The organism is Enterococcus sp. C76, from assembly GCF_040886985.1.
GTDB classification, from domain to species: Bacteria; Bacillota; Bacilli; order Lactobacillales; family Enterococcaceae; genus Enterococcus_B; species Enterococcus_B lactis.
The window spans coordinates 37,160-63,242 of the sequence record NZ_JBFOEY010000013.1; the positions used below are offsets into that span (position 1 = coordinate 37,160).

General features: G+C 36.8%; 26 protein-coding genes. All 26 read right to left on the bottom strand.

Annotation, left to right across the window (positions count from 1 at the left end; translation table 11 throughout):
• Positions 1-8: 8 nt before the first annotated feature.
• Entirely contained in the window at positions 9-1,985 is a 1,977-nt protein-coding gene (locus tag AB3I00_RS13360) for a SpaA isopeptide-forming pilin-related protein (protein ID WP_368025450.1), read from the bottom strand.
• A 52-nt stretch (positions 1,986-2,037) separates the two neighbouring features.
• Positions 2,038-2,709: a class A sortase gene (locus AB3I00_RS13365; RefSeq protein WP_368025451.1), complete on the bottom strand. Its 672-nt coding sequence runs from the start codon at positions 2,707-2,709 to the stop codon at positions 2,038-2,040.
• 85 nt (positions 2,710-2,794) lie between these two features.
• Entirely contained in the window at positions 2,795-3,034 is a 240-nt protein-coding gene (locus AB3I00_RS13370; protein ID WP_368025452.1) for a hypothetical protein, read from the bottom strand.
• A 66-nt stretch (positions 3,035-3,100) separates the two neighbouring features.
• On the bottom strand, positions 3,101-3,340 hold the full coding sequence (locus AB3I00_RS13375) for a hypothetical protein (RefSeq protein WP_002299885.1): 240 nt from the start codon (positions 3,338-3,340) through the stop codon (positions 3,101-3,103).
• Between the two features lie 208 nt (positions 3,341-3,548).
• Positions 3,549-3,839, bottom strand: a complete 291-nt coding sequence (locus AB3I00_RS13380) for a hypothetical protein (RefSeq protein ID WP_368025453.1) — start codon at positions 3,837-3,839, stop codon at positions 3,549-3,551.
• Between the two features lie 18 nt (positions 3,840-3,857).
• Positions 3,858-4,199 carry a DUF5406 family protein gene (locus AB3I00_RS13385; RefSeq protein WP_368025454.1) on the bottom strand — a complete coding sequence of 114 codons (342 nt, stop codon included), beginning with the start codon at positions 4,197-4,199 and terminating at the stop codon, positions 3,858-3,860.
• Between the two features lie 618 nt (positions 4,200-4,817).
• Positions 4,818-5,150, bottom strand: a complete 333-nt coding sequence (gene traE / locus AB3I00_RS13390; RefSeq protein ID WP_368025455.1) for a type IV conjugative transfer system protein TraE — start codon at positions 5,148-5,150, stop codon at positions 4,818-4,820.
• 837 nt (positions 5,151-5,987) lie between these two features.
• Positions 5,988-7,073, bottom strand: coding sequence for a replication initiator protein A (locus tag AB3I00_RS13395; protein ID WP_368025456.1), 1,086 nt, complete (start codon positions 7,071-7,073; stop codon positions 5,988-5,990).
• 319 nt (positions 7,074-7,392) lie between these two features.
• Positions 7,393-7,800 carry a hypothetical protein gene (locus tag AB3I00_RS13400; protein WP_002305774.1) on the bottom strand — a complete coding sequence of 136 codons (408 nt, stop codon included), beginning with the start codon at positions 7,798-7,800 and terminating at the stop codon, positions 7,393-7,395.
• An 18-nt stretch (positions 7,801-7,818) separates the two neighbouring features.
• Positions 7,819-8,637: a ParA family protein gene (locus AB3I00_RS13405; protein ID WP_002305212.1), complete on the bottom strand. Its 819-nt coding sequence runs from the start codon at positions 8,635-8,637 to the stop codon at positions 7,819-7,821.
• Positions 8,638-8,862: 225 nt separating this feature from the next.
• Positions 8,863-9,156, bottom strand: a complete 294-nt coding sequence (locus AB3I00_RS13410; RefSeq protein WP_368025457.1) for a type III secretion system protein PrgN — start codon at positions 9,154-9,156, stop codon at positions 8,863-8,865.
• Between the two features lie 135 nt (positions 9,157-9,291).
• Complete coding sequence (locus AB3I00_RS13415) at positions 9,292-9,471, bottom strand: hypothetical protein (RefSeq protein ID WP_002300101.1); 180 nt, start codon at positions 9,469-9,471, stop codon at positions 9,292-9,294.
• Entirely contained in the window at positions 9,468-9,818 is a 351-nt protein-coding gene (locus AB3I00_RS13420; protein ID WP_368025458.1) for a hypothetical protein, read from the bottom strand. The genes AB3I00_RS13415 and AB3I00_RS13420 overlap by 4 nt, the downstream gene beginning before the upstream one ends.
• A complete protein-coding gene (locus tag AB3I00_RS13425; RefSeq protein WP_368025465.1) occupies positions 9,811-11,106 on the bottom strand; it encodes a Y-family DNA polymerase in 1,296 nt (431 codons plus the stop codon). The genes AB3I00_RS13420 and AB3I00_RS13425 overlap by 8 nt, the downstream gene beginning before the upstream one ends.
• Before the next feature lie 81 nt (positions 11,107-11,187).
• Complete coding sequence (ltrA, locus tag AB3I00_RS13430; protein ID WP_368025459.1) at positions 11,188-13,017, bottom strand: group II intron reverse transcriptase/maturase; 1,830 nt, start codon at positions 13,015-13,017, stop codon at positions 11,188-11,190.
• A gap of 885 nt (positions 13,018-13,902) precedes the next feature.
• Positions 13,903-14,106: a DNA helicase UvrA gene (locus AB3I00_RS13435; protein WP_368025460.1), complete on the bottom strand. Its 204-nt coding sequence runs from the start codon at positions 14,104-14,106 to the stop codon at positions 13,903-13,905.
• 367 nt (positions 14,107-14,473) lie between these two features.
• Positions 14,474-15,600, bottom strand: a protein-coding gene (locus AB3I00_RS13440; protein WP_368025461.1) for an IS3 family transposase whose coding sequence is annotated in 2 segments (ribosomal slippage) — positions 14,474-15,372 and positions 15,372-15,600 — 1,128 coding nt in all. Because the reading frame shifts where the segments join, the coding sequence is not laid out codon by codon here.
• A 340-nt stretch (positions 15,601-15,940) separates the two neighbouring features.
• The gene (locus tag AB3I00_RS13445; RefSeq protein WP_002359641.1) at positions 15,941-16,810 is read right to left on the bottom strand and encodes an ROK family protein; all 870 of its coding nucleotides are present in this window, start codon (positions 16,808-16,810) and stop codon (positions 15,941-15,943) included.
• A gap of 10 nt (positions 16,811-16,820) precedes the next feature.
• On the bottom strand, positions 16,821-18,191 hold the full coding sequence (locus tag AB3I00_RS13450) for a glycoside hydrolase family 1 protein (RefSeq protein WP_368025462.1): 1,371 nt from the start codon (positions 18,189-18,191) through the stop codon (positions 16,821-16,823).
• 12 nt (positions 18,192-18,203) lie between these two features.
• Positions 18,204-18,995: a MurR/RpiR family transcriptional regulator gene (locus AB3I00_RS13455; RefSeq protein WP_002359638.1), complete on the bottom strand. Its 792-nt coding sequence runs from the start codon at positions 18,993-18,995 to the stop codon at positions 18,204-18,206.
• Between the two features lie 11 nt (positions 18,996-19,006).
• Positions 19,007-21,625 carry a glycoside hydrolase family 38 C-terminal domain-containing protein gene (locus AB3I00_RS13460; RefSeq protein ID WP_010724500.1) on the bottom strand — a complete coding sequence of 873 codons (2,619 nt, stop codon included), beginning with the start codon at positions 21,623-21,625 and terminating at the stop codon, positions 19,007-19,009.
• 35 nt (positions 21,626-21,660) lie between these two features.
• Entirely contained in the window at positions 21,661-22,116 is a 456-nt protein-coding gene (locus AB3I00_RS13465) for a PTS sugar transporter subunit IIA (RefSeq protein WP_002359636.1), read from the bottom strand.
• Positions 22,117-22,144: 28 nt separating this feature from the next.
• Positions 22,145-23,662: a PTS fructose transporter subunit IIC gene (locus AB3I00_RS13470; protein ID WP_010724498.1), complete on the bottom strand. Its 1,518-nt coding sequence runs from the start codon at positions 23,660-23,662 to the stop codon at positions 22,145-22,147.
• A 526-nt stretch (positions 23,663-24,188) separates the two neighbouring features.
• A complete protein-coding gene (locus AB3I00_RS13475; protein WP_010724497.1) occupies positions 24,189-24,737 on the bottom strand; it encodes a hypothetical protein in 549 nt (182 codons plus the stop codon).
• Between the two features lie 54 nt (positions 24,738-24,791).
• Positions 24,792-25,361 (bottom strand): hypothetical protein, encoded by a 570-nt coding sequence (locus tag AB3I00_RS13480; protein WP_010724496.1) that lies wholly within the window; start codon positions 25,359-25,361, stop codon positions 24,792-24,794.
• 32 nt (positions 25,362-25,393) lie between these two features.
• Positions 25,394-26,023 carry a recombinase family protein gene (locus AB3I00_RS13485; protein WP_010724495.1) on the bottom strand — a complete coding sequence of 210 codons (630 nt, stop codon included), beginning with the start codon at positions 26,021-26,023 and terminating at the stop codon, positions 25,394-25,396.
• Positions 26,024-26,083 lie beyond the last annotated feature (60 nt).

Consider the following 26,083-nt stretch of genomic DNA (forward strand, 5'->3'; position numbering starts at 1 on the left):
TGATCCTTCTAGGCTTTCTTCTTAAAGTAAACAACTGCAGAAAGTGCCCCTGCTCCTAGCAATAAGCAAGAGATCAATACATACGTTTGGAAACCATTACTACCTGTTAATGGAATAGCTGCTTTTTGATTATTTTTAACAGTGATTCGATTTTCCTCTTTAAATGAGTTTTTGTTTACTTTAAATGCAATATCTTCTGTTAATTTTTGGTAGCCAGTTGGTGCTTTTGTTTCTTCCAGTGAATATTCACCTTCAGTTAAACCAGTGATTTCAAAGTGACCTTCTTTATCTGATTTTAGGATCGCTGCATTTGCTACATTGTCTACCCATACTGCTTCTTTGACACCGTCTTTATCCGTATCAACTAATCCACCATAATATTTTCCTTCTGCGTTTTTAACAGTAAATTCTGCGCCTTCAAGCGGTGTTGCTTTGATTCCTGTTCCAAATAGTCCGCCATCAGCTTTTAAGAATTTTGCGCCATAAGTCACAGCATCGGCTTTTGTTTTTTCATGGTGTTCTTCCTGATTGAATGGATTGTTGTTATAAACGAAATCCACGATATTTGTTAATGGATTTGCGATTGCAGCACTATCATTCACAAACATGTTATAAGTCATTTGAAGATCTTGACCATGTAAATTCGCAACTATATCACTTACTTGGCCATTGTTCACGATAAAATCGATTACAAAGCCATTTTCTGAATTTTGGATCTTATAATCTGTATTTTCTTTTAATACCACTGATCCATCTTTATTTGTTACTTTGATATTTGCTTTAGCAGCGACATAAGAAAGTCCTTTACCTGCTGTATCTCCCCATTTAAATACACTGTAAGGAGAAGTTTCGCTTTTCACACCGTTTACTGTGATACCGTCTGCGCCACCTGCAATGTCTGTTGGAATATGAATCGTTCCTTGATAATTTACTGCATCACCAATTTGGAAAGAATGTTCTTGTCCTGTTCCATTTGTTACTGTTTTATCGATCACTGGTGCTTTATAGTTTACGTATGAAGCTTTTAAATCACTTGTCACGCCATCATTTGTAATTTCGAAGGTTAATTTATTGTGCGCATCGTTACGAGCGTCTGCACCTAATAAATATTGATCTGCTGTTGGTTCTTTATCTGATCCCACTACAACTTCCGAAGGAACTTCCACAAAATAGTATTTTCCTAACGTCAAATCAGTCGCAGTCAGCTTTCCTTGATCGTCCGATACAAGATCTCCTAATTTTGTTCCTTTTCCAGGTTCGCCCTTGTATAACTCAAATTTTGCCCCTTTTAAAGGTGTTTGTTTGCTTTGAGCTGTGCCATCGTCACCAAATTTCGTTAATTCAAAACTCAACTTAGAAACAATATTCTTTGGATACAAATGAATGTCTTTTAAAAAACCTGAACCTGTATTATCAATCATTGGCGCAATCACAACCATTGGTTTTGCTTTTTGTGTGACTAATCCTGCAGCGGATTTACTTTCATACACCACATATACATTTCCTTTGGAATTGACATAGGCTGGTTGATCCGCAAAAGTGATCTCACCATTTTCATCTACAGCTGAAGTAATTTTGTTGGTTGCATTCTTAACGTACTCACTGTTAGATCCCTTGTCTTCTACATCTTTAACGATTTCGTCCACTTTCGCGTTGGTTAGATCAGAATCTTCCCTCGGTAATACTTGATCCGTAATATTTCCTAACGTAAACTCAACATCACCATAATCTGCCTTGTTGTATTTCGTTACACCTGTAGGATATTGATCATGCGTATAACCATCGTTTTTGATCCCGTCAATATCAACATTCAATTGCGTTCCTTGATCGTACATTAATTTATGAACCGTAATATTGACCTTCTCTGGTGGCGTTTTTTGCGTGACATCTTCTGCATATGCTCGATATCCCTGAAAGCAGCCTGCAATGATTCCTAACATTCCAACAAGCATTCCAGCTTTTTTTACATACCGATTTATTGCCATTTTTTACTCTCCTCATTTCATATTTCAACGACTCGCGTTGATTAAAACCTTGTTATTGTAGCTCTCCCTGTACCACGTATCTTTCTTTTCCTTGTGACGTATAAACACAAGTAAACAACGTTAATAAGGGTTTCTCTCCTTTCTTCGGTAAAGACAAGAAAGAGTTCTCTTCAGGAACGCCATCAATTAATTTAAAGTACTCAGGTACGATAAATTTACGCGTTACCTTGTAACGATAGACGCCATCGTTACTAACTAAGTCCATCACCTTCCCTAATGCCAACTTTTGAATATCTGAAAATAAAACACCTGGCATTTCCATGTTATGACCTGCTAGGACATAGTTTCCTTTGCCCATTTCAGCATCTTCATAAAAATAAGTAGCCGCTCCAAGACTCAAAGTGTATTGATTTGCCCCTTTAAAAATTGGCAATGCTAAACCAAGTGCAGGAATCTGAATTTGTGCAAATACTTGTTTATTGACGCCCATTTCGATTGCTTCTTTTTGTATGGACAACATTTGCCCCAAAGACATATCATTATTGACGTTCGTTGCATCCTCCTTATAACTCTTTGCGTGTGCATTGATTTGATCTACGGGCATCTTTTTTTCGATATTTTGCTTAAATACCTCTCCTTCATGTTTTTGGTAGCTAACATAGCCAAACACACTGCAAAAGACGATTAAAGCAACTCCTAAAAAAACAAATAACCATTTTCTCATCCATCTACCCCCTTTCAGACAAAACAAAAAATCTTTTTCTCATTTCCATAGAAAAAGTTTTAAAAATGAATTCTATTAATGAATGTCATGAGACTTCTAACAATAGTTGACAATTAGAACTTGTTTTCACATAAGTTCGTCTCAATTGTTCAAAGTTTTTCATTGAACCTAACAAACAAGCTTTCTCTTTTCCTGTTATCTGCATATCATTGATATATTCCATGACAGATAATCTTTTAAGGTGTTTTTGTTTCATCGTTTTTAGCAACTTTTCTTCCATTTCTTTCGACACTTTTTTTCTGTTTTCGATTTCTTCATAATTCATGAGTTTTCCTACCTTCCTTGTTTTTTGCAAAAATAAAAAAGCCTATGATCACATACGCTCTACACTTCAGTCTTGGGTTATCTTTTTCTTTCGTTTAATTACTGGCCGTGCTGGTTTCAAATCCTTGATTCCATTATGGGTTCTCCAATAATCGAATTCTTTTCGTAATCTTTCTTTTTCCATATCTGTTCCTTTAGATAGGGATTTGAATACATCTTTAGGTGAATAACCACGAGCTAACAGCTGTACATACCTTCCTTTTGTCAAAGTATCCATATCCATCGCCTCTAAAACTGGTCGCGCCATCTAATTTTCCTCCTAAATAAATTCCTTACTCAATGCCTAAGGTAATACTACCTTTTTATTAATCGTCGTGATTCCTTCTAAGCCTTTATCTGTAAAATCTAATTTGTAAAAAGATAAATGTTCATTGGTTATTTTCCTAAGTAATTGGCCTGACAATCATTACCCAATTTCTTTTTACTTTGAAAAAAATTATCGAATCTTGGATCTATTAAACCAATGTAGAATCAATGCTTAATACACAAGATTTTTGTTCATCAATAATTGTAAAAATGTCTTTTGTAGCTTCCTCCATACCGATTGGTTGTAACGTTTCTTCACTAATTGTTTTCGCATTCTCTTGCATTGCTTCATTTCTATTTAACTCATGCAAACATCTAATAAATTCTTCGTGATCCTCGATATCTGCTACTACTTGTTCATACAATTCTGCACATTCTTCTTCATTCTTTGCTGCGATTAACGCATAATAGTATGGTGATTTTACTTCGAAAAATTTCATAATTTATTCCTCCAGTTTTTATTCTTCTTTATCCGCTACAAATTCAATGATTTCAACGCTGACAATATAATCACTCAAATATGTCCAAGTATCTTCAACAGATAATTCGTCTCCATTATCATTCGTAAGCGTCATTTTAAACCATTCATTGCCTTCATCATCTTCAGGTAGCAAGCCGAATCCAATGGGATTATCAGTCAATTTTTGATCGTATAAATCATCCTCGTCTAATGCTAAAACATCTAATCCTTTACAATTTCCGCCTCTTCTAAACGTCACAAATCCTTTGTAATCCCAACGTTGGAAAGAAACCTTGATAGTATGTGTGCCCCATCGTATATTCGGATCATAATTTTTCATTTGTCATTCCTCCATTACGTAAATTTCATTTTCTCTATGTTTTATATCAATTTTTTTACTTTATTCAGAACTCGTTCATATTTTATCGTTTTTCGTTTACTTAAAAATACATAAAAAATATCGACTCGTTTATGGCGTCCGAAACGAGAAACCCTAGTAGAAATCGGTAAATGCTCGATTGATCCAATGACCAACGTCCTCGCAAGTATCTACATGTACTGCAGCACACGACACAATTTCTTGTGCGTCCTCCCCATTACGAGAAGACCTACTCCTTATTCCATGAGTTTGCGTCAAAGCCTAGATCCCTTAGTAGCTGCTCATGATTAATCTAGGCGCTATTCTAACTTGTCTAACTTCTAAATTCCCTCTTGTTTACTCTGTGCATATTATTTACACAAATTCATTTCACCACTATCCAAACAAGGGCATTTACTCGATTGACCAATTTTTTACGTTACCAATCGTAAAAAACTACCCCGTCATTCCCCGAAGGAAATTGTTGATAGATCAAGTCTACTCCTTATTTTTCTAGTGATTCTAAGTTCTTTTAGAAGTCTCGACAATATTTTCAAGCAAGCGAAAAACGATAAAATACAAGTTATGAGAATGATCAATTCAGCTGATTAAACGCCCCATCCCTTTTGCGGTACAACGCAAGACTCCATTTTTTCTTCGACCAATCAGTACACCGTTTTGGTCATAAACATGTTTGATTGTTGGATATAGCTCTTTCAAAGGGATAGGATCTTTTAAAATTATTTGCTTGCGTTTCCCAATGTAATAAATCATTTCTTCTGAGACTTTGTCTTTCTGGATTATATATTTCTTACACTGCACAACGGTCTTACTTTGACCAGTTGATAGTTTCTTCATGATCTTTTCTGTAGCGGTACACCGTTTACCGTAGTGACAAATATCTTCGAGACTCAAAATTCCTGTATATGACATAAAATAATCCTCCCACTTTCTTTAAATATTTTTAACCAAGTTTTTCTTGTTATTTTTCAAAAATAGAGAATTGATTTTCGTTCATGACAAACAAAAAAGAGGGAACGCATCCAAACATGCGTTCCCTCTAATTTCAGCGTTCGTCATACGGCAAAGAGCCACACGGACATTTTTATAACATTATGCCTTGACATAATTCATCGTAATATCACGTATTTTTAACTTTAATAAAGCCAAAAAAAGTGGTATCACTTTTGAATATCTGTTATACTAGGTCCGTTGCGGGTAGTACCGTAACACTGAAAGGTTAACGCATTAAGGGGTATAGACTTAATGCCACCTGTGGACGTCGACGAAGGTTACCAGCCTTCCGAGTCTCACAGGGCCTTTCTTTTTTTTTGTATTTTCAATTGTCCAAATTTATCGTCCAAAAGTGCAGAACGAAAATCAATTCATCACAAGCATAGCAGACAATTAAATTTAAAACAACTAAAAATATACAAAAAAGTGTAATTGAATATTAGCAGCACTGCCTGAAAAGAAGTAATATCAGGCTTTTCAGCTTGGGAAAATAAGTGAATTACCTCTCTTCATGAATTATTATAACTCAAAAAAGCATATATGCAAACACTAGTTCCCTGTTTTTTTGAATGAAAAATAACTAAAATATCTAACGATTATGAATTTAAAACCTACGATCGTGATTGTTTCCATAAACTTTTAATCTAAAAAATTCGGAATAATAACTATTCATTTGTAACATTTGTAATAAAATTAAAATTATAAAAAAGTTCTAATTTAAAATTGATCATTTTTATAGTAATTGCTTTTTATCAACTACTCTAACCAATTTTCCGTACTAACTGTTGGTAATTTGTTAACTGTTTCTCTTTGTTCGTTTGCAAGCTTTGCCGCAATAGCTTTTTCAATAAACCAGTTTTTTACATACACAAAAATCAAATTCTGCAAATTATTTACTTTCTCAGTCTTTTGTTTTTGATAAGCTTTCAGCAACGTCATATATAATCCTTTATCCGCATCAATTCCGTAAGACTCAAGTTCTTCATACACAACTACCGTCTTCTCAAGTTCCTCGGCTTTATGTTTTGCGTTGTGTATTGTGGTGACGGTTTGTTGGGCTTCTTCGTAAGTGTTAGAAAATGTTTTTATCAAGCTTAATACCTTTTCTGGTACAAATGTGTTTATGCTGTCTTCTTTCATGATTTCAACGAAGTTATCTAGCAAAACTTGATTTTGTAATTGGTCTGTTTCAGTGTCTTTTAAGTGTCTTTTAGTGTCTAAAGATTTATTAATATAATAATCTTGTGCGATTTCCGCATTTCCAGTGTTATCAAGGGTTTCAGCTGTTTTTTCTCGACGTGCGATTTCCGCATTTCCAGTATTATCAAAGGTTTTAGTAGTTTCCTCTCGACGTGCGATTTCCGCATTTCGAGAAGAGGTTGATTTATCAATAGTTTCGCTTAAATCGTCATCGAAAGAATTTTGAATAAAAAGATCATCGGCACTTATTTCAGGTTGAAGTAAATAGTATTTATTTTTTTCATTTTTTTTCGTTTTTGGGTTAAATTCTCCTTTTACGACTGAAATCAAATTATATGTTTCTAACTCGTTTAAAATGGTTTTTACTTTGCCTTGGTAGCAATTTAATTTGTCCATTAGGTCTGCTTGTGTAAATTCCAAATATAATAGACCATCATCGTCGATCCATTTTTCATGTAAGGCTCTACGAAATTCATTTTTAAAAAGCATATAGGCTATTTTTGAGCTGTCTTTCATTTTAGAGTATTTAGAATTCTGAATTAAAAAACTAGGAAATTTATAATATTTTTCAATATAAACATTCGTTGCTTTATATCCCCAATTTTTAATAATCATTTTTTGAGATTGATTTTCTGTAGACATTAAATTTCTCCTTCTTCTTAGAAACTTGTATATATTCACGATTTTCAACAAGTGAACTATACCATGTATTAAGGGTGAATAAAACACTTTCAGTATTTAAGGTATAAGTTATATATTAAAAAAATAAGTATAAGTTATACTTTAAATGCAAATAATGTATAACTTATACTTTAAATAATAATTTTATAATGTTGATTTAATCGCAAATTTACACGTTGTTTATTAAGTTATACATTAAATATTTAATGTATAACTTATACTTTAATATTCATTTATCTAGTATAACTTATACTTTAATTGAATACCGCATGCAAAAAAATTATTTTGGCAATTTTTCAAACTCTTCTTGTATTTCTTCTCTTATGTGTTCTTCTTTTGCTACTCCTAGTCTATGCTGGATATATGAGTCTGCTAATGTATTAACAATTTTTTCGAAAGAAATTCTCCCTTTTTCACTTTGTAACTCCGTCATATAGTCTTGTAAAATTGAGAGTTTGCTATTTAATGCCGGAGAAATCTTTTTAGGAACTGATACCTTGTTTCTTTTATCAGGAATTGAAACTGGTCGGCCTCTTTTTTTCAATGTAATATTTCTTGTGTTACTCAATGCACTATTGCTAAAGTTATATTCACCGCTTATTTTCACATCTTGGCGTTTGTTATTGGGTAATAATGGCTCAAATTCGCCATTCTCCATCATTTTAGGAATATCAAAATCTTTAGGCATTACTTATGCAACTCCTTATTATTTATTTAAAAACTCTTGTCTAGCATCTAGTTCTGCCAAAATATTTATAAATACTTGGTGTGCTTTATAATCCCATTGATCAAAATTTCCATTTTTGTATTTTCTTAAATGTATACCAATTTTAGAATACCTTCTCAATCTTTTTTGATAATGAATGAGATTTTTGGATACCACGGTTCCGTATTTTTCAATTGCTTCTTCTAGGATTTCTTCATCAAAATCATCATTTGGTTCTACCATACAAGGTACAATATCTATAATTTGCAAATCAAGATCGTATCTATCGACCATGAATTTTTGATAATTTACATATTTGTTGACTCCCTCTAAGGATTCTTCAGCTGTTTGAAATGAAATTATCGAATAGTCTGAAGCTGCCATAGCATTATCGGAAAATTCGCTAATGGTTGGTGGTACATCAATAAATATTTCTTGATAATTGTTCTTTATTGGAAGAAGTAATTTTTTCAAGACAGTAACTTGGTCTAATTCATTTTCATGTTTATTAGCAAAAGCGGAGAATGATCGAAAACTAGTGTCACATGCCAGAAGGTCAAGATTTTCATTTACCTTAATAATACTACTTGCTAATTCTCCATTTGCGACACCATTTGTTATAGTGGTTTTGATATCGGTTATACCGAAAGTTCTTGCTATGACTTGTGTTAAGTTTGCTTGAGGGTCTAAATCAATAATAAGCGTTTTTCTATTTCTTATCATTGCATTGTCATAAGCAAGCATGCTGACTATCTTAGTTTTACCTACTCCTCCTTTAAAATTGCCAACTGTAAATGTAGTCCCTTGAAAAGTATCCATGTAAATCCTCCCAATCTTTAATTGATAATTAAAGTATAACTTATATATCGGGAATGGTCAACATTAAAAGTATAACTTAAATAATAATATCTAAAAATGTTTGGATATAGCGGTTTTTAAGAATAAAAGTATAAGTTATACCATATATATTTAGGGTATAACTTATACTTTTATTGTTTAAGATATAACTTATACCTTAAATGTTGCTTTTCGAAAATAGCTATTCTAGTCTATCTGTTTCTTTACTTTTCGCTGCTGATTTGAAGTGAATTGATCATATTCATTTTCTAGTATTAATAACTTTTCGTATACATCGGTCATATTCATACTAGAAGCAAGACTCAGATCATATATAAATGAAGCAGGTAGTGATTTGATTCTACGTTGTCGAGTAATCCAGCTTGCAACCGTTCCTTGTGGGTAGGCATATAACTCACAAAATTGTTCTACAGTGATTCCTAAATTCTTGATAATGTAAACATTGATCGGGTGCGAGTAAACAAATGTATTGATAGACATGGTGCGTAAGCCTACTTTCTTTTATTATTGCGTTTGCAATAATAGTTTAACACACGCATTATTCTAGTATCTACTCCTATTTGTAAAAACAAAAAAGGATTCATAGAGATAACTCTATAGAATCCGTAAAATACCTTATATAAATAACGGGAAAATATAAAACCTAAAATTATGATAACCTGCTGCAGCTTCTACATAGAAAGAGAAGCGCTCAACACCAACCTCATTTATCAAACGTTGGCCATAACCCCAAATCTCTTCTGATAGCTGATCAAAGGTTATATACTTTAGCTCATATTGCTGGATAATGTTCATTCTAATCGACTCCATTTATTATCCTGGTAAAATTCGATATGACGTATTTCGTCGTAGTGAATTTTGTCTTTGCCAACGTAGATCCCCAGCTCATCACTACCTAATATTTTGCCAATGATATCGTCTGGATAGTATCCTTCAGCATTTCGTTCTTCTTTTTGAATACATACTAATATATTTTTTATGACTGCAGCGTTCAATACTTCCGAAATCTCTTCAGTCGTCATTTGTTCTTTTGCTAAGTTTTGATTGGCTCGCTGTTCATTGTCCGCATCGATCTCTTCCGTGTGATCGGATAAATAGAATCCTGCCCATTTCAATCGTCCTCGATCGTTATAGTCAATCATTTTTAAGCCCCCCTGCGCCGCCTGCATGGCCACCAACCAACGTGCTTCTAGTAATACTACGAGCGCCTTCTAACATCGAAGAAGCATGTACAATTGACGTAAAACCATACTTCTGCCTAATTTTATCTATTATTTTGTCTAGTTTTTCGTCATCAATCTGTTTTTGTGGATCACTAAACAAGTCCAGCTGAAGCGAATCAGTATAAACTAGCTTGCTATAGGTTATTCCAACGTGCCTTACTTCTTGTCCTTCATAATACTTATCAAACAAGAAAAGACAATAATTCTGCAATTCCTTTGTATTATCTGTGATAGGGATTTTCATCTGGTGTGAAAATCCTGGTCTCGTTTCTAAGATCGACGTACCAATGTTTAAATGGACACATCCTGTTTTGCAATTACGCTCCCTAATGCGTATTGCTACTTGTTCCGCCATTTCTTTTACCACCAGCTCGATTTCATTTCTTCTTGTATAATCTCGTGGTAACACTTGTGAATTGCCATAAGATTTCTCTTTCGTTGGTTCTGGTGGAATTGCTATATCAGTTCGATCAATACCATTTGCATGAAAGTATAGCTGTAAGCCAATCACGCCTAAACGGCTCTTAATAGTGTATGGATTCCAGTTAGCTAAGTCTTTAATACTCATGATCCCCATTTGGTTGAGCCTTTTTTTCATTCGCGAGCCAATGCCCCAAAAGTCTGTCATTTCAGGAATATTCCATACTTTTTCAGGAACGTTTTCGTACGTCCATTCCGCAATAAATCCTTCATTATGCTTTGCTTCATTGTCTAAGGCTAGTTTAGCCAAAAGGGGATTATCACCGACGCCTACAGTGGCAATCAATCCTAGCTCTTCTTTAATCTTCTCCTGGATCATTTGAGCAAGTTTTTTTCTCCGTTGACTTCGTGTTCTTTCGGTCGTAAAAAGATTCAGTGATCTGGTCACTTTTAAGATTGATTCATCGATTGAATAGATCAATAGATCTTCGTCTGCTACATACCTTCTGAAAATATTATTTACCTGCATATTTAGCTTGATATATAGGTTCATACGTGGTGGAACAACGTGTAGTGTTTTAGGAAATGGTTGTGGTAAGTCACGTGGTCTACTCACATTTGTAATACCATACCGCTTTTTTGCTTCAGGAGAAGAAGCTAATATCAATCCTGAACCAGTATTATCAGCTCGACTCATAACAACAAGTTCTGTTGTTAATGGATCTAAATTTCTTTCTATACATTCGACACTTGATAGCGATAGGTAATCCTTTGATACAATCTCCAGATTTTCCCCCGCTCCACACCGTACGTGCGACTTTCACCGCATACGGCGTTCCATCAATGCCTACTAACAGGTATCATACAGTTATAGATTCAGCGACAATTCACAATTTTTAGCTTTTTTTCGGAACTGGTTGATTATCTCAAGTTGAGTGCCTGTAATCCTCATTTCCATTACAAGGAGTGTGGCTCTCGCTTTATCGTTCTCATGAATAAGTTGATGAATGTTCCGATGAATGATAACTAAATTTTGGAAGTTATCTTTTCCACCAAGATTTTTAGGTATGATACGGTGACAGTAAATATCTGCTAGCTCCAAGAACTCTTTTGTTACTCGGCATCTGCCTCGTTGCGAAGAGTACTTAGAGACACGATTATCCCTAAATTCAATACTTTCGTCAGGGTTATTCATATTCATAAGTTGGTTGATAATATCAATTGGAAAGGTAAGATACTTGTGTATTAGCACACGTCCTTCGGGCGTGTACTTGCAGATTCCCATTTTGGGTAATGATGTATGGCTGTGTTTGACGAATCCTAAAGGAATCATAGGATAGCCATTAATCCATCTTAACTGCTTTGAACGTGCATAGTTTTTCTTAACGTCCAATCGATTTTTAATGATAATCATTATACGCTGATTAATTTTCGGACAGTCCACACTGACGTGGGTAGCCTTTTTGTAATATTGATGAATCCCTATCACCATCGAGTTGTATTTAACTAGCTGCTTTTGTAACTCTTCTTTGGTGGGGGTGTGTTGAATTACCTTTATTTGTTTTGCTAGATTATCAGATACTTTTTTCATAGCTTTATGGCACATGTGCGTTTCTATGACAAAGATTTTTCTTTTGCGAACCAATTTCATAGTAAAACCGAGAAACTCGGATTTCTGTTTTTTCAGATTAACCACTTTTGATTTTTCTATGCTAATATCGAGTTTCAGACGTTCCTTTAGCCACGATTTGGCGGCTATAAATATATTGTCTGCATCGCTACGTTTTCTGCAAAAGATTTTAAAGTCGTCGGCATATCTTACGATATATATCTCTTTTAGTTTCGAACCACGCAACGCTCGATATTTATTTCCTTTGTTCCAGTAACCTTTCTCGGCATGATACCAATCATAATTATGCCTTGTAGGGTGGGTTTCCCACTGTGATGATATCCACCAGTCTAGTTCATTTAGCACAACGTTTGCGAGGAGTGGGGAAAGTATTACGCCCTGCGGAGTTCCTTTCTTAGGGTGCTCAATTCGGCCATCCTTATGGATGATAGGTGCTTTAAGCATTGCCCTAACAACACCTAAAAGCCACTTATCTTGAACTCCTAATGTCCAGAGCTGTTTGATAAGCTTTGAATGGTTTACGTTGTCAAAGAATCCCTCAATATCTATATCTACTACAAAAGTAAGTTTAGACACTTGTGCTAATCGTACTGCTTGAGCGAACGCATGGTGCGCCGATCGATTAGGTCGGAAACCATAATTCTTATCATTGAATTTTGCTTCCATAATAGGTTCTAAGACTTGTAATAGACATTGTTGTACGATTCTGTCCCAGATAGTTGGGATACCAAGTGGACGAGTTTTCCCGTTTGGTTTTGGGATTTCTACTCTTTTAACTGGTTGTGGTTTGTATTCTGAAAATTTGGTTTGCACGATTTTGATAAAATCTGCATTAGGTATTTCTTTTAAATCATCAATATTCTTGTTATCAACGCCTGGAGATACGCTCCCAAAGTTTCCTTTAACATTTCTATACGCTAATAAGATATTATTCGATGAAGTTACAATTTCCATAAGGTTATTGAAAACGTGATTATCGCTACTTTCTTTGTATAGATTGTCAAAGCTGTCAATCATGCCATAGTATTCCATATGGCGGATTGAATGTGATGCTGATACGTTTTCCATAGCACCGCCTCCCTTCGGATGTCGGTGTTTATTTTGTCATACTCGATTCTATGGATTGCATCATAACTGTTAGTAAAACTAATTGACTCGTGGCTATCCCTCCACAGCTTGTTATCACTGCTTCATAGGTACTTTGCCACTACTCTCACTAGTGTGAATGAGCTTATTATTCTTCGTCTCAACCGCTTCAAAGGAGGTTAGTCCTCCACGTCACTAGCTTTCAACGTTCCAATGATTTTATCCATACATTTACTTTTAGGTGCTCACTCTGAACCTGCGACTTTCCAGTGCCTATAACACTGCACGGTTATTCATATCTACGATTCTTACTAAACCGCAAGTCGCACCCTGTGTCACAATATAGATTTTGTGCGGGCAAGATACATTTCTGCACCCCAAGCCTATAGATTCGTACATTCGCGAGTTTGTCAGTGCAATTGCACATTCTCACCATGAGTAATTTTTGGACTCCCGGCCTATAGGTTACACTATCCACCGCTGGACAGCTTTCGATTGCAGCAATGCAACTGCGGTAACTCTCAGCCGACTTTACCGAGCTCTTGACAATTCTTATTCTAACCAAGAAAATTGCCAATCGGAGTATCAGAGGGAGCGCTTCAGGACGTTACGCCATCATTTCACTCCTCAAATCATCAGTTCTCCACAAGAAGAACTTGTGTGCCTAACCTTTTCAGTTAAGAACGTTTCGCACCATAAAAACTTTTTATATCGATCAAAAAGTAATCATTGACTGGCTCATTTGAGTAATCAAGCATGTTTTTCTCCCCCATTTCAATTCGATTATACAAACATACGTTCGTATTTGTAAAGGGGAACATTCTAAAATAGCAAAAAAGTCAGACTATTTGTCTGACTATAATAAACCTACTTATTTTTTTCGTTTAGCAATTGGAAGTCTTGGTCAATGAATTGGTAACAATTCCCACAATTTTTACAATGATATTGTTTCGTTTGAATATTTTGCTGAATCAGCTCACCGCAAGAACAATCGATCGATACAGCCGTTCTTCGTTCTAATCCGTATAATGGACGTCCCCAAAAAGTATAGCCTAATTGTTGTTCTTTCATTTACTTCGTTCCTCCCTAAAAATATGTCTATTCGTATTTGATATGACGCTTCGTTCGACCAACGATACGTCTAATTATATGAACCTGACCTTAGAATGCTCGTATGAACACGTTTTTTAAAGTTATTAAAATTCCTCTCTATTAATTAAGGAATAATCTTCACTTCGATAACTGTTGTTTTTTAATATACTCCAATACCTCTAATTCTGCTAAAACCTTACCAACATTTTTTTATATATACGATAGCTCATAACAGCACAATATATTGTAAAAATATACCAAGCTAAATAGTAAATCGTGCCTATTATACTAGTGAATTGAACATTGGATTTGAGTCAATATCTTGGACATATTTTAGTAGAGACTGCTAAGACATTTTCTCTGTTTCTAAATCTTCAAACTCCTGTGGAGTTAAGTAATGAATCGAACTATGGATTCGATTACGATTATAAAATCCTTCAATGTAGCTAAATAAAGATCGATTCGCTTCTTCAAAGTCTGAGTAAGTCGTTGTGTATACTTCTTCTTTTTTCAATGATGCATGGAAGGACTCAATTCCTGCATTATCATATGGTGTTCCTTTGCGACTATAGGAATGCCTTATTTTATCGTTTTCAAGCCAATTTTCCACTTCGATTGCGGTATATTGACTACCTAAATCAGTGTGTAGAATCATTCCTTCTGGAATGTAGTACCGTTGCTTTGCTTGATTGAATGTTTGTAACACACAATCGACAGTCATTCGTTTAGAAAATGTATAGCTAATAATCTTTTTCGTGTGTAAATCCATAATCGAAGATAAGTAACACCAACCATTTTTCTTAGTTGGAATGTAGGTGATATCAGCTACCCATTTTTCACAGATAGTTTTAGTAGAAAAGTCCTGATTTAAGATGTTCTCTTTTAAAACAACCGGCTGAACAGGCCGTTGAGGTCTGTATTTCTTAACCACAATTGACCTTAGATTTAATTGTTTCATCAGTTTTTGTACATGATTAAGAGATACTGAAATTCCTTCTTTTAGCAACACTTGATGGATTTTTGTTGCACCATATCTCTGTTTATGATCAAAAAAGATCGTTGAAATCTTCTTTTTCAATTGGTTATTTCTGACTTCTGTAGCTGTTAACGATTTATTTTTATAAAAATAGTAGACGCTTCTAGGAATTTCTAATAACCGACACAACAAAGAAACAGTGTACTCCTTACACCATTTTTCAATGAATCGAACAAGTGACTTTAGGTCTTTCGAGAGAATATGGCTGCGGCTTTTTTTAAGATTTCAAGTTCCTCATTTAAACGAGCATTTTCTTTTCTCAGTTCAGCTACTTCTTTTCCAGTCAGTCCTGTGGACTGATCAGGTAAATATAAATTCTTCCATTTGTAAATCGTTGCTTCAGATAAGCCATATTCTTTCGCTAACCCTCGAACAGAACGTCCAGTTTGATTCAGTTCAACAATCATTTGTTTAAAATTTTCTTCATATCGGGTCATAAAAATTCATCCTCTCGTAGATAAGTTTAATTTATTCTTGTCTCTACGAAAAGCTGTCTAAGATTTGATACTAACACCAAGATTATAAATAGGTTCTAAGGGAACTGATTTTTCAAAAGTAACTGAAGAAGAGAAGCAAGAAGCGTTACGTAAGATAAATACGCGTCCTAAAAAAACGCTAAACTGGAAAAATTGTTGGGAATTATTTAAAGAAGAAATGTTGCAATTAATTTGACAATCTAGCTTTTATTTAACACCGAAAAGACCGAAGAGATTACAATCTCTTCGGTCTTTTTTATACTCACCATATTGCTTATTTATCGGAACCACATCTTTCAATTTATTCATCAACCATATTTATTTTTTTAAAATGTACTGCTGCGCCGATTAAGTTAGCATCGTTTTGAAATTTGCAGCATTTGATTGCGGGCATTATCGCTTCTACGCCTTCCTTTTTAAGGGAATCAAATAGCCGCGTAGAAAGCTCCGCAGCCAAATCGTGTCGCCTAGATATCCCGCCACCCAAGACGATTAAATCTGGATCAAACATCACTTGGATATTATAGAGATTATTGGCCATGACTTGATACATCTCGTCCAGCAATTTTGAAGCTATCGGATCACCATTTTCTTTTAAAGCGAACAGTTCTTTTCCTTCAACCTGCGTTCCGGTTTGCTCCGAATAGAAGTTTGCGGCTTTGACTATGGTGCCGTTCAAGCTAAAGGTTTTAGTGTTCTGACTCTTCAGCAGACCAACTTCACCACCAAAAAGATGACTCCCTCTATACAATTCTCGCTGAACGAAGAGGGCTCCGCCTACCCCTGTTCCTAGGACAACAAAAGCAATATTTTGTGCATCTTTCCCAACGCCCATCCCTACTTCTGCGATACCTGCACAATTGGCATCATTCTCAATCGTTACTGGCAGTCCGAAGTAGTGTTCAAGCTCATCGAAAATCGGGCGTTGATGAATGTACTCGACCGCGCTGACACCCAAAATTTGTCTTTTAGCTTGGTCTACCGCCCCCGGTGAGCTGATTGCGATACCTTCGATAGACCGATCGTAGGCATCGATCACCTGCCTAAACTTTTCGAGTAATTTCTCAAATGTATCAGGCGTTGGGAAAGCGGAAACCTCACTCAGTGCTTGCTTTTCCCAAATGCCATGTTTTACTGAAGTTCCTCCAATATCAAATACTGCTAAACTCATCTATCATCACCTAAAATCCATTATTTTGACTGACTGTTTTAAACCATTTGCCGCTCTTTTTCACTGATCGCCCCAATGTTTCCAAGTCCAATCTGTAGAAGCCATAGCGATTGCGGTATCCATTCAGCCAAGACCAGCAATCGATAAATGTCCAGGCATGATAGCCAAAGCAATTGCTTCCTTCAAGAATACCTTGATGCAAATAGCTTAGATGTTCTTTCATAAAATCAATTCGATAATCGTCTTCTATTTCTCCTGAAGGATTCATAAAGCGTTCTTCATCAGCAACGCCCATGCCATTTTCACTCACAAACCAAGGAATATTGTGATAGTCGTCCTTCATCATAAGCGCGACATCATAAAGAGCTTCGGGAAAGATTTCCCATCCACGGTAAGGATTAATTTTCTTATCCGGCCAATCATAGGACACATAGAAATCAGCAGGCATTTGTGCTGGGCGATGCGCTGTTTGCGGTGCCTGAACCCGTCTAGGCTGATAGTAATTTAGTCCAATAAAATCCACTAAATTTTCGGCGATCAGCTCTTTGTCGCCAGCATTTACTTTTGGCAGCAAATTATTTTCCGCTAAAAGTGTTTTCAGGTCTTCGGGAATCGAACCTAAAACCGCAGGGTCTAAAAAGCTTCGAGTATTCAATAAATCTGACCGATACGCCGCCAATAAATCGGCTTTGGCCTCACTTTTAGGATACGTAGGCGAAATATTTAAAATAATCCCGATTTCTCCTGTTTCCGATACTGCTCTAAAGGCTTTTACCGCCGCTTTATGAGCAAGCAAGGTATGATAACCCACCTGAACCGCGCGTTGAAAATCAATGACCGCAGGATAATGATACTGATAGAGATAACCGCATTCGACATGCACCATCGGCTCGTTGAAGGTCGTCCATTTTTTGACTAAATCGCCAAATAATTCAAAGCACGTTTTAGCGTAGGAGCCAAATGCTTCGATAGAGTATCGGCTTTCCCAGCCACCCTGATCCATCAGCCACATGGGCATATCAAAATGAAAGAGATTAATAATCGGCTCCACTCCATGGCCACTCATAGCAGAGAAATAATCGCGATAAAACTCAACCGCTGCTGGATTGATCGTCTTTCCATCCGGCAGCAAGCGCGCCCAAGAAATAGAGGTTCTAAGTGAATTCAAGCCAATCTCTTTCATCCGTTGACAATCAGCTAAATAGTGATCGTACACGCCAGACGTGATCGCGGGTCCTTGGTTTTGATTGAACTTCTCGGGGGCTTCATGGAACCACTGATCCCATGTTGTTGCTGACTTTCCAAAAGCTAAACTTTGGCCTTCCGTTTGAGGTGCAGACATCGCCGCTCCCCACAGAAAATTTTTAGGGAAATCCTTCATAGTGACTCCTTTTCATTTGTGCAATATTTGTTCAGATTCCAACCACTGGGACAAGGCATCCGAATATAGATGAATATACCGCTCATACACCATATCCAACTGGATCAGGATTGGAATTTGCGGAGAAATATTTCCCAGCGCTTCTTCTCTGGTAAAGCTCGCGGCAATCAAGACCACATCCGCATGAGGGATCAGCTGTGAATAACGATTCGACGTAATCAACAAAACTGAAACGTTTCGTTCCTTTGCGGTTCTCATCGCCGCCAGCAATTCTTCATCATCTCCGCGTAAACTAGAAATGACGATCAACTCGTCTTCATTGGCAAAATGGGCCGACATAAGAATGGAGTTTTCATCTGTAATCACGCGAACATATTTGCCGACTCGCGAAAACTTGAACTGGAAATCCGCGCCGGCATAGGAATTGAAGCCTTTTCCTAAAAAATGAATGATTTTATGCTGGTGCAGCAGCTCGCAAAAGGCATCCACTACCTCTTGCGAATAGTTGCTGTCGCTTCTTGTAGCCAGCGAATGGTACGCCGCGGTTATTTTTGAGGACACGGATAAGGTTGATTCCTCATTATCTAAAGAAAGCTTATAGAGAAAAATCAGTTCCTTGTAATTATTCAACCCGATCTTTTTGCAAAATCTGGTAATCGATGATTTCGAAACAGCTAAATGTTCGGATAATTTATCGATCGTCATTGGTACTTGTTTACTCAATAGATAATCTGCTATCACCTGCTCAACTGATGTAAAGTTCAAACGACAGGACTCAATTAGAATAAAAAGGTCTTCTTGCATATGATTTCTCCTCAATCGACGATCTGGATCGTCTTTATTTCTCCCGGTTTAAAGGTTCCTAGAGGAATAATAGCATTTTTTTCCATTGAAGAAATAGCGTTCCCTTTCAGATCGACAAACGTATAGTTCATTTCGTGTGACCCTTGCAGTGTTCCGCCTTCAACTTCTCGGCTGAAATCAGGATTGTAGACACGAACGTCAAAGCCAAGCCCATTCGCCGTTTTTACTAAGGAACTAAAAACAAGGGTACTGCTGTTAAATTCGATTCCTGTTGGTGCGGTCACTTTAGTTTTCAGCGGATTCGAAACAAAATATTTAAGCGTCGTCGTAAAACGATTCAGCTCCTGAATCTGATAAAACGGACTGCTGATTGCATAGTCCAAGTAATCCTTCGCAAGCTGTGCTGGTTGATAAGCGTTGTCTAACTGAAGCGCGAATTTAAAAGTCATTTTTGTATGCAATTGACTATCTGGTGTAGGAATATATTTGAACTCATTTCCTGAAGCTACACCCGGACGTCTAATCAGATCGGGCCGACCTAGATAGCCAACGGAACGGAACAATGTCAACGCCATCGTCTGAAAATTATCTCCGACAAACTGATATTCCTTTATACCTTTACTGAAAACAGTCCAGCTAGAGTTCTCAGCATGACTATTCACATATGTCAGCATAGGAAAAATCGCTGTGGGTTCTTCCCGCCAGCCTAATTCTTTCCAGTCATTGATATGACGATCCTCCACAGCTCGCTTGATCGTGCCAAAAGGCGTATCAGTATAGGAAAAATTATTCGTATGCGGCGTATTGATCAACACTCTCATTCGGTGGTCGTCTGCCTGATTTTCAAGTACCAAATGGCATTGAAGCTGTCGGCTATCCTTCATTAACTCAATCGTCAACTGGTAAGGAATTGTCTGCGTTCTTTTTTGTTCTTTCCGTTCCTGTAAATCTTTAGCGACCTGCCATTCTCCGACAAAAGTTAATTTCGACAGTAATGGGCTTTGGCTCGCTTCACAGCTGGCTTCTTTTAAATCCAAACGATAAAGCTGATCCGCGTAAGGAGGCGAATAGTCATAGGTATCGCCTTCATCGCCGCTATCTTCGAAGGCTAAAAAGTTCTTAAAGGTTTTTCCGGATTTTCGGTCCACTAAGGACAATTCGCCCGCCTCAAAAATCAGCCGATAATAGTCGTTTTCGATTGAATCAATTGCTGCTTTTGGTGCGGCTTCTTTCATTCCAGCAAGATCTTCCACTACTTGATAAGTGCGAAAGCTTAAGGCAGGAATCTCAGTTTCCAGCAGCAATTCATGCACATAATAAAAGCTCGCAGGATCTTCATCCTGTTTCTCTCGCCGAATCGAGCCGCAAAACTCTTTTCTCGTCTTCACTAATTCAAAAGGAACCGCGCGTCCATCCGTTTCAAGCGATATACCCGCAAAAGGAGTAGACACTTCACACTTCATTACTTTTTTGTTTTTCCATGGAAAGGTATTGAAAACAACCAGTTCGCCTTCTGTCAGATCCATTCGCGACTCGGCGATTTTTCTCGTCAGATAATCCACCAACGAGTAGGAAAGCTGATCCGCCTCAACCAAACGCTCCATAATAATCTGATTGGTTTTATCACTATTGCAGCCGCCGGCGGAATCATGCGCCTGATTTTTATTCAACAGCTTCCAAATACGATCAAGCAGCCCTTTTTTATAAGGAATCCCGCATTTTTCTGCCATCACCATCAAAGGTTCCGCTTGATAGATCATTCTCCGTTCGACTTTATCGTTCAAATACTTATGATCATAGCGGGAAGAGTAGATCGACCGATGAATTTTTGACACCGAGCTGGAAATAAACTCGCCGTCCACCGTTGGAAGCTCCTGCTCCTTGATTTCTTCAAAAAACATCTCGTAATTACTTTCGACGAGTTCGACATCTTTTAATTCTTGATTGTATTGTTCCATCCGTTCACGTAAATTAAAATCAATATATCGCTGATCGCCGCCAACGGGTAAAACTAACTCGGTGCCAGTCGCTCCTTCGGAAATCGTATCGATCAAGGATTCTGCGTCATCTGAGTAAATTAGGCCGACTCCTACAAAGTAGCCATTTTTTATATTCGAAGTTAACACACTGGAACCATCCTCTGCTCCCCAATGAAATTCACGCTTGGTCGTAACCTCATTCGGAACGCCGCGCCAGAAAACAGCTTGCTGAATGCCGAATCCGTTATAGATTTTAGGCATGTCCTTGCTTTGACCAAAGGAATCAGGCAAATAACCGATGTTCATATAGCCGCCCAATGACTCCGCCAGCTCCATTCCTAGATTCAAGTTTCGAACGATCGACTCACCTCGCACGATCAGCTCGTCGGTTTGTGTATACCACGGACCAATGGCCAGCTTTCCGCTTTTTACTAGCTGCGACAAACGCCCTTTTTGCTCTGGAAAACTCGTTAAATAATCATCCAAAATGCTCATCTGTCCATCTAACAAATAATAGTCGATCTGTTTGTCTTCTAATGCCTGCATCACCTCATCTAAATGATAAGCCAGCTGAACAAAGGATTCATTAGTAGTAAAATACCATTCAAAATCCCAATGTGTATGATGTATTACATGAACTTTTTTTTGCATAAGTACCAACCTACTCGTAAATTATTGTTTCCTATTTATTTAAAATCGATTTGATCAATGATCCCAGCCAAAGCATCCGGATCGTCCTGTTGCAAGACACCGTCTCTAAAGTCCTTGTCGATCAGCTTTCTTGCGATCAGGCTTAATAGTTTTAGGTGTTCGGTCGCGCCCTCTTCCGGAATCGTCAAACCGAAGGCAACTTTTACCGGCTGGTTATCAAGCGCGTTCCAAGGAATCGCATGAGCAAATTTGACTAGAAATAACCCCGGCTTCTTATTGGTACTGCTTTTGCAATGAGGAATCGCGATATGATCCTTAAAGCCTGTCGTTGCTTCCTGTTCTCGGGCTTTTAAGCCTTCAAAATAAGTTTGTTCATCCGTTACGAAGCCTGATTCATAGGCAAATTTTGCGATACTTTTAAAGGCTTCCTCCTGAGTGGTTGCTATTTCATCAAATAAAATATGTTCCCGATTAAATACTTCTCTATTCATTTTTTCTACCGTCCTATTCGTTTACTGTTTACATCATTTGATCTTGTTCTTCTTGCTCTTCTTGCTCAAGAGCGATATCCTCGACAACTCGTTTTCGTGTAAACCCAATCAGCAGAGCAGTTGTCAATATGCCCGCGCTTACACACAATATCCATGTAATAAAAGGAATCGGTTGTTCAATGTAGCCAATAAAGGTTCCTAAAGGTGATCCAATGCCGCCATAAAACTTGCACCCTGTTGCAGCTACTAGTCCGCCGGCAACTGCCGAACCTACCATATTAGAAAAAATCATTCTGATTGGATCAGCTGCTACGAAAGGAATTGCACCTTCTGTAACACCTACTATACCCATTCCAAAGGCAGCACTAGCCGCGACCTTCTCATTTTTAGAGAATTTCTTTTTAAATAGGATCGTTGCTAACCAAACGCCCAGTGGTGCAACGGAAATTGCTGCTTGTGTAGCTGTTCCTGGAACGAAATTAGCACCGTTGATTCCATATTTAGTCATAGTATCTGTAAAAATCGCGGTTCCAAAGATTAGAGCTGTTTTGTTTATCGGTCCACCTAGATCAAAGCCTATCATCGCTCCGCAGATTGCTCCAATTAAAACCGGTGCTCCGGCATAGTTGTTATTCAAGTTTGTTAGCCCTTGATACATCGCATCCATTCCGATTGCTATTGGATTTCCAATAATATAAAGAACGATCAATGTAATGATTGCTGTTGCAATGAACGGAATGATCATGATTGGCACAATTGGAACTAATAATCTAGGCCATTTTATTTTTTTCAGACACTTAACTAGGTAACCAACAATAAATGCTACGATGATTGCACCAATAAATCCACCACCAGCTTTTGTATTTAAAAACTCGGGATCGTTCACAAGGTATGCTCCAATCATTGCGGGTGCAATGGCTGGCTTATCAGCAATCGAATTCGCTACAAAGCCCGCAAATAACGGAATCATCAGTTTGAACCCGGTTTGCCCTACATAGAACAACTTAGACATTAAAAAACCCATATGAGTTTTGTTATCAAAACCCCACTTAACGATTCTACCCAAATCATCTCTTTGGAAAGCATATAGATTAGCTATCGTTAAAAGCAGACCTGCGGCAATAACCATAGGAACCATATAAGAAATCCCACTCATAATGTGCGTGAAGAAGTTTATCTTCTCTTTATTGCTACCGATTTGAATATTTCCGACCTTTGAACCCTTTTTCCCAAAAACCTGTGCCCCTTCAAAAGCCTCCTCGATCAACGCTTCTGAGTCTTCAATCGCTGGGATGGATTTTGTAATAAAAAGCGGCTTTCCCGTGAAACGTATCGGGTCTATTTTGATATCAGACGCAATAATCACTAAGTCGGCGTGTTCAATATCCTCAGCTGTCAAGACGTTTTCCGCTCCAATTGCGCCATTCGTCTCGACTTTAATCCCATAGCCCATACTTTTAGCAGCCTGTTCAAGTGATTCCGCCGCCATGTACGTATGCGCAATACCCGCCGCACAAGCTGTGACAGCAACAATATTTCTCTTCATTTTCTTGTACCCCCAAGTTATTTTTTCTATTATGAAGATTAACTTAATAGTCTCTATAAATAAAGCGTTTTCGAATTTTAGGTACTAGTACCATCTTTTAATATAGTTTTGAAATTTATTTCAGAATCATATTTGTGTTGTAAGCTTTGCTTCTACATAGATTTTACTAAATAATTCGCTAAGAAAGCCCTTTGAAACGCATATCTAGTCAAAACTGTTAAGTTATGAACAAAAAAGCTTAGAACGCAAAAATAAAAAGTTCTAAGCTTTTTTCCTTGATACTTTAATTTAGCAAAGATAAATTAAAATAATTTTTCTCTATATTTTCCTAATTAATAGGGATATTCTTTCTTTAATGTTAAAATAAAATTATGGAAAAACTATTTTTAAATATTTCATTTGCTATTGGAGTAATCTTGATAAAACTTATTTTTGATTACTTTAATTTTCAAAACATTAAAATATCTTACTGGTTTTGTGTAGTAGTAATCTTACTAGAAGTTATTTTATCATACTTAAAAAAGAATTAGCGGAATGGTCGGCCTCCTCCAGAATCGTTTGGTACTCTATGTCCATTTGCAGCACAAAAATCTCTGAAAGGTTTATATCGATCACCGAATTTTTGGCAAGCTCCGCCTAGCCCATAATTCGCTATCCAACCACCAACAGCAACTAAAGCACCTTTACCCAAATGTATTAAAGCTTTAATTAACGGTACTGGAATTCCTCTTTTCGTTCTAGTAGTTTGAGTAACTCCTGCATATTCTAAGGATTGTTTAATTCTTTCTGGGGATTCATTTAAAAAACCAATCCACTCTTTTAAGTTTGAAATTTGGCTATCGCTTAAACCTCCATATTTTGCGGAAACTTCATCAATAAAAAATTGCTGAGATTCTTCTGAATAATAAACACTTTCCCCTACTGCCTCGTTTACTTTCTCAATTGTCAAATGTTTAGTAGGCGTAATTTGATTGGCATACACACTGGTTCCAGCAGAAAGGAAAATACTTAGCACCATTATAATTGCCATGGTTAGGCAGATAAACCTAGATTGTTTGTTGATTGAAATGTCCATACATACTCTCTTTCTTATAAAGAATTAATTGATAACCCGTATTGCTAGTTAATTTTAAAAACGACCAATTGAATATCTAAATGTACCAGGAATAATTGTTTGCGCCTTTTCTAGCATAAAACTATAGGTTAACAAAATAGCTTCTAAATGAGCCTCAAAACCTGATAGAGAGCGACTTTTAAACTGCTGAATACCAAGTAAACTTAGGCTAGAAATAACAGTTTCTACTTTCTTCCGAAATTTGCTTAACAGACTGTTATCTACCTTTTCGCTTGGTTTCTGATTTTTCTTTGGTGGTGTCCATAAGTCTACGCCGATGGCGTGGCAGTCCTGTTTTACTTTCTCACTAACGTAGCCTTTATCCTCTGAACTCATGTAAGCTTCCAAAGCTAGCTGCAATTCAAAGATTGTTCTTTGCAAAGCGAAAACACCATCATAATTGTTATTTTCTATTAATAAGCAAATAGTATTAAATCGTAAATTTATATTTCCTATTATTAGAAACATAAGTTGATCTTGCTCATCAAACTTTCCAGATTTATTTATCGCTCTTTGTTTCAGACGGTATAATCTACGCTTTGTTAATTCAAAAAGAGGTTTGTAGCTAGGAATCATTGAATCCATACTTTTCTCCCATCTTACCATTATATACTTAGTTAATTATATTCATTTGAATGTTCTATTTGTTCTTCTTTATATTGCTTTTTGATTCTTTTCAATGTCGATATTGAAATATTCGTTTTCTTTTCTACCTCTCTCATACTGTTCGTTTCCATTAATTCTAAAGCATGCTTATATCGATCATTCAGGACTCGTTTTGGTCTTCCCTCACGATACCCTTTTTTATTGGCTCTATGCCATTGTTTCCCTTCTTGGGTTCGAGTTACAATCAAGTCACGTTCGAACTGTGCGAAACTGCCAAGCATGTTCATCATGAGTGTTTGCATGGAATCATTTTTATTGGGCTCAAACGTCAGCGCATTATCTAGAAACGAAATAGTTACCCCTGATTGATTCAACGTAGAAATAATTGAATTGAGATCTACGATACTTCTTGCTAACCGATCAATTTTAGTGACAAACACCTTATCACCATTTTTTACAGTGGAAAGTAGTTCTTCCAATTCTTTTCGCCCTTCTTTTTTGGTCCCTGTATATTTTTCACTGAAGATTTTTTCTGCGCCAGCATTTTCTAATTTTTGAATTTGTGTTTTGTAATCTTGATTGCTTGTGCTAACTCTTGAATAGCCGTAAATTGCCAAAATTTCATCAACCTTTCTGGACATAAGTTTCTGACACCAGTTAAAATCAAGTATATCAAGAAAAAATAAAAGGGTCAAAAACTT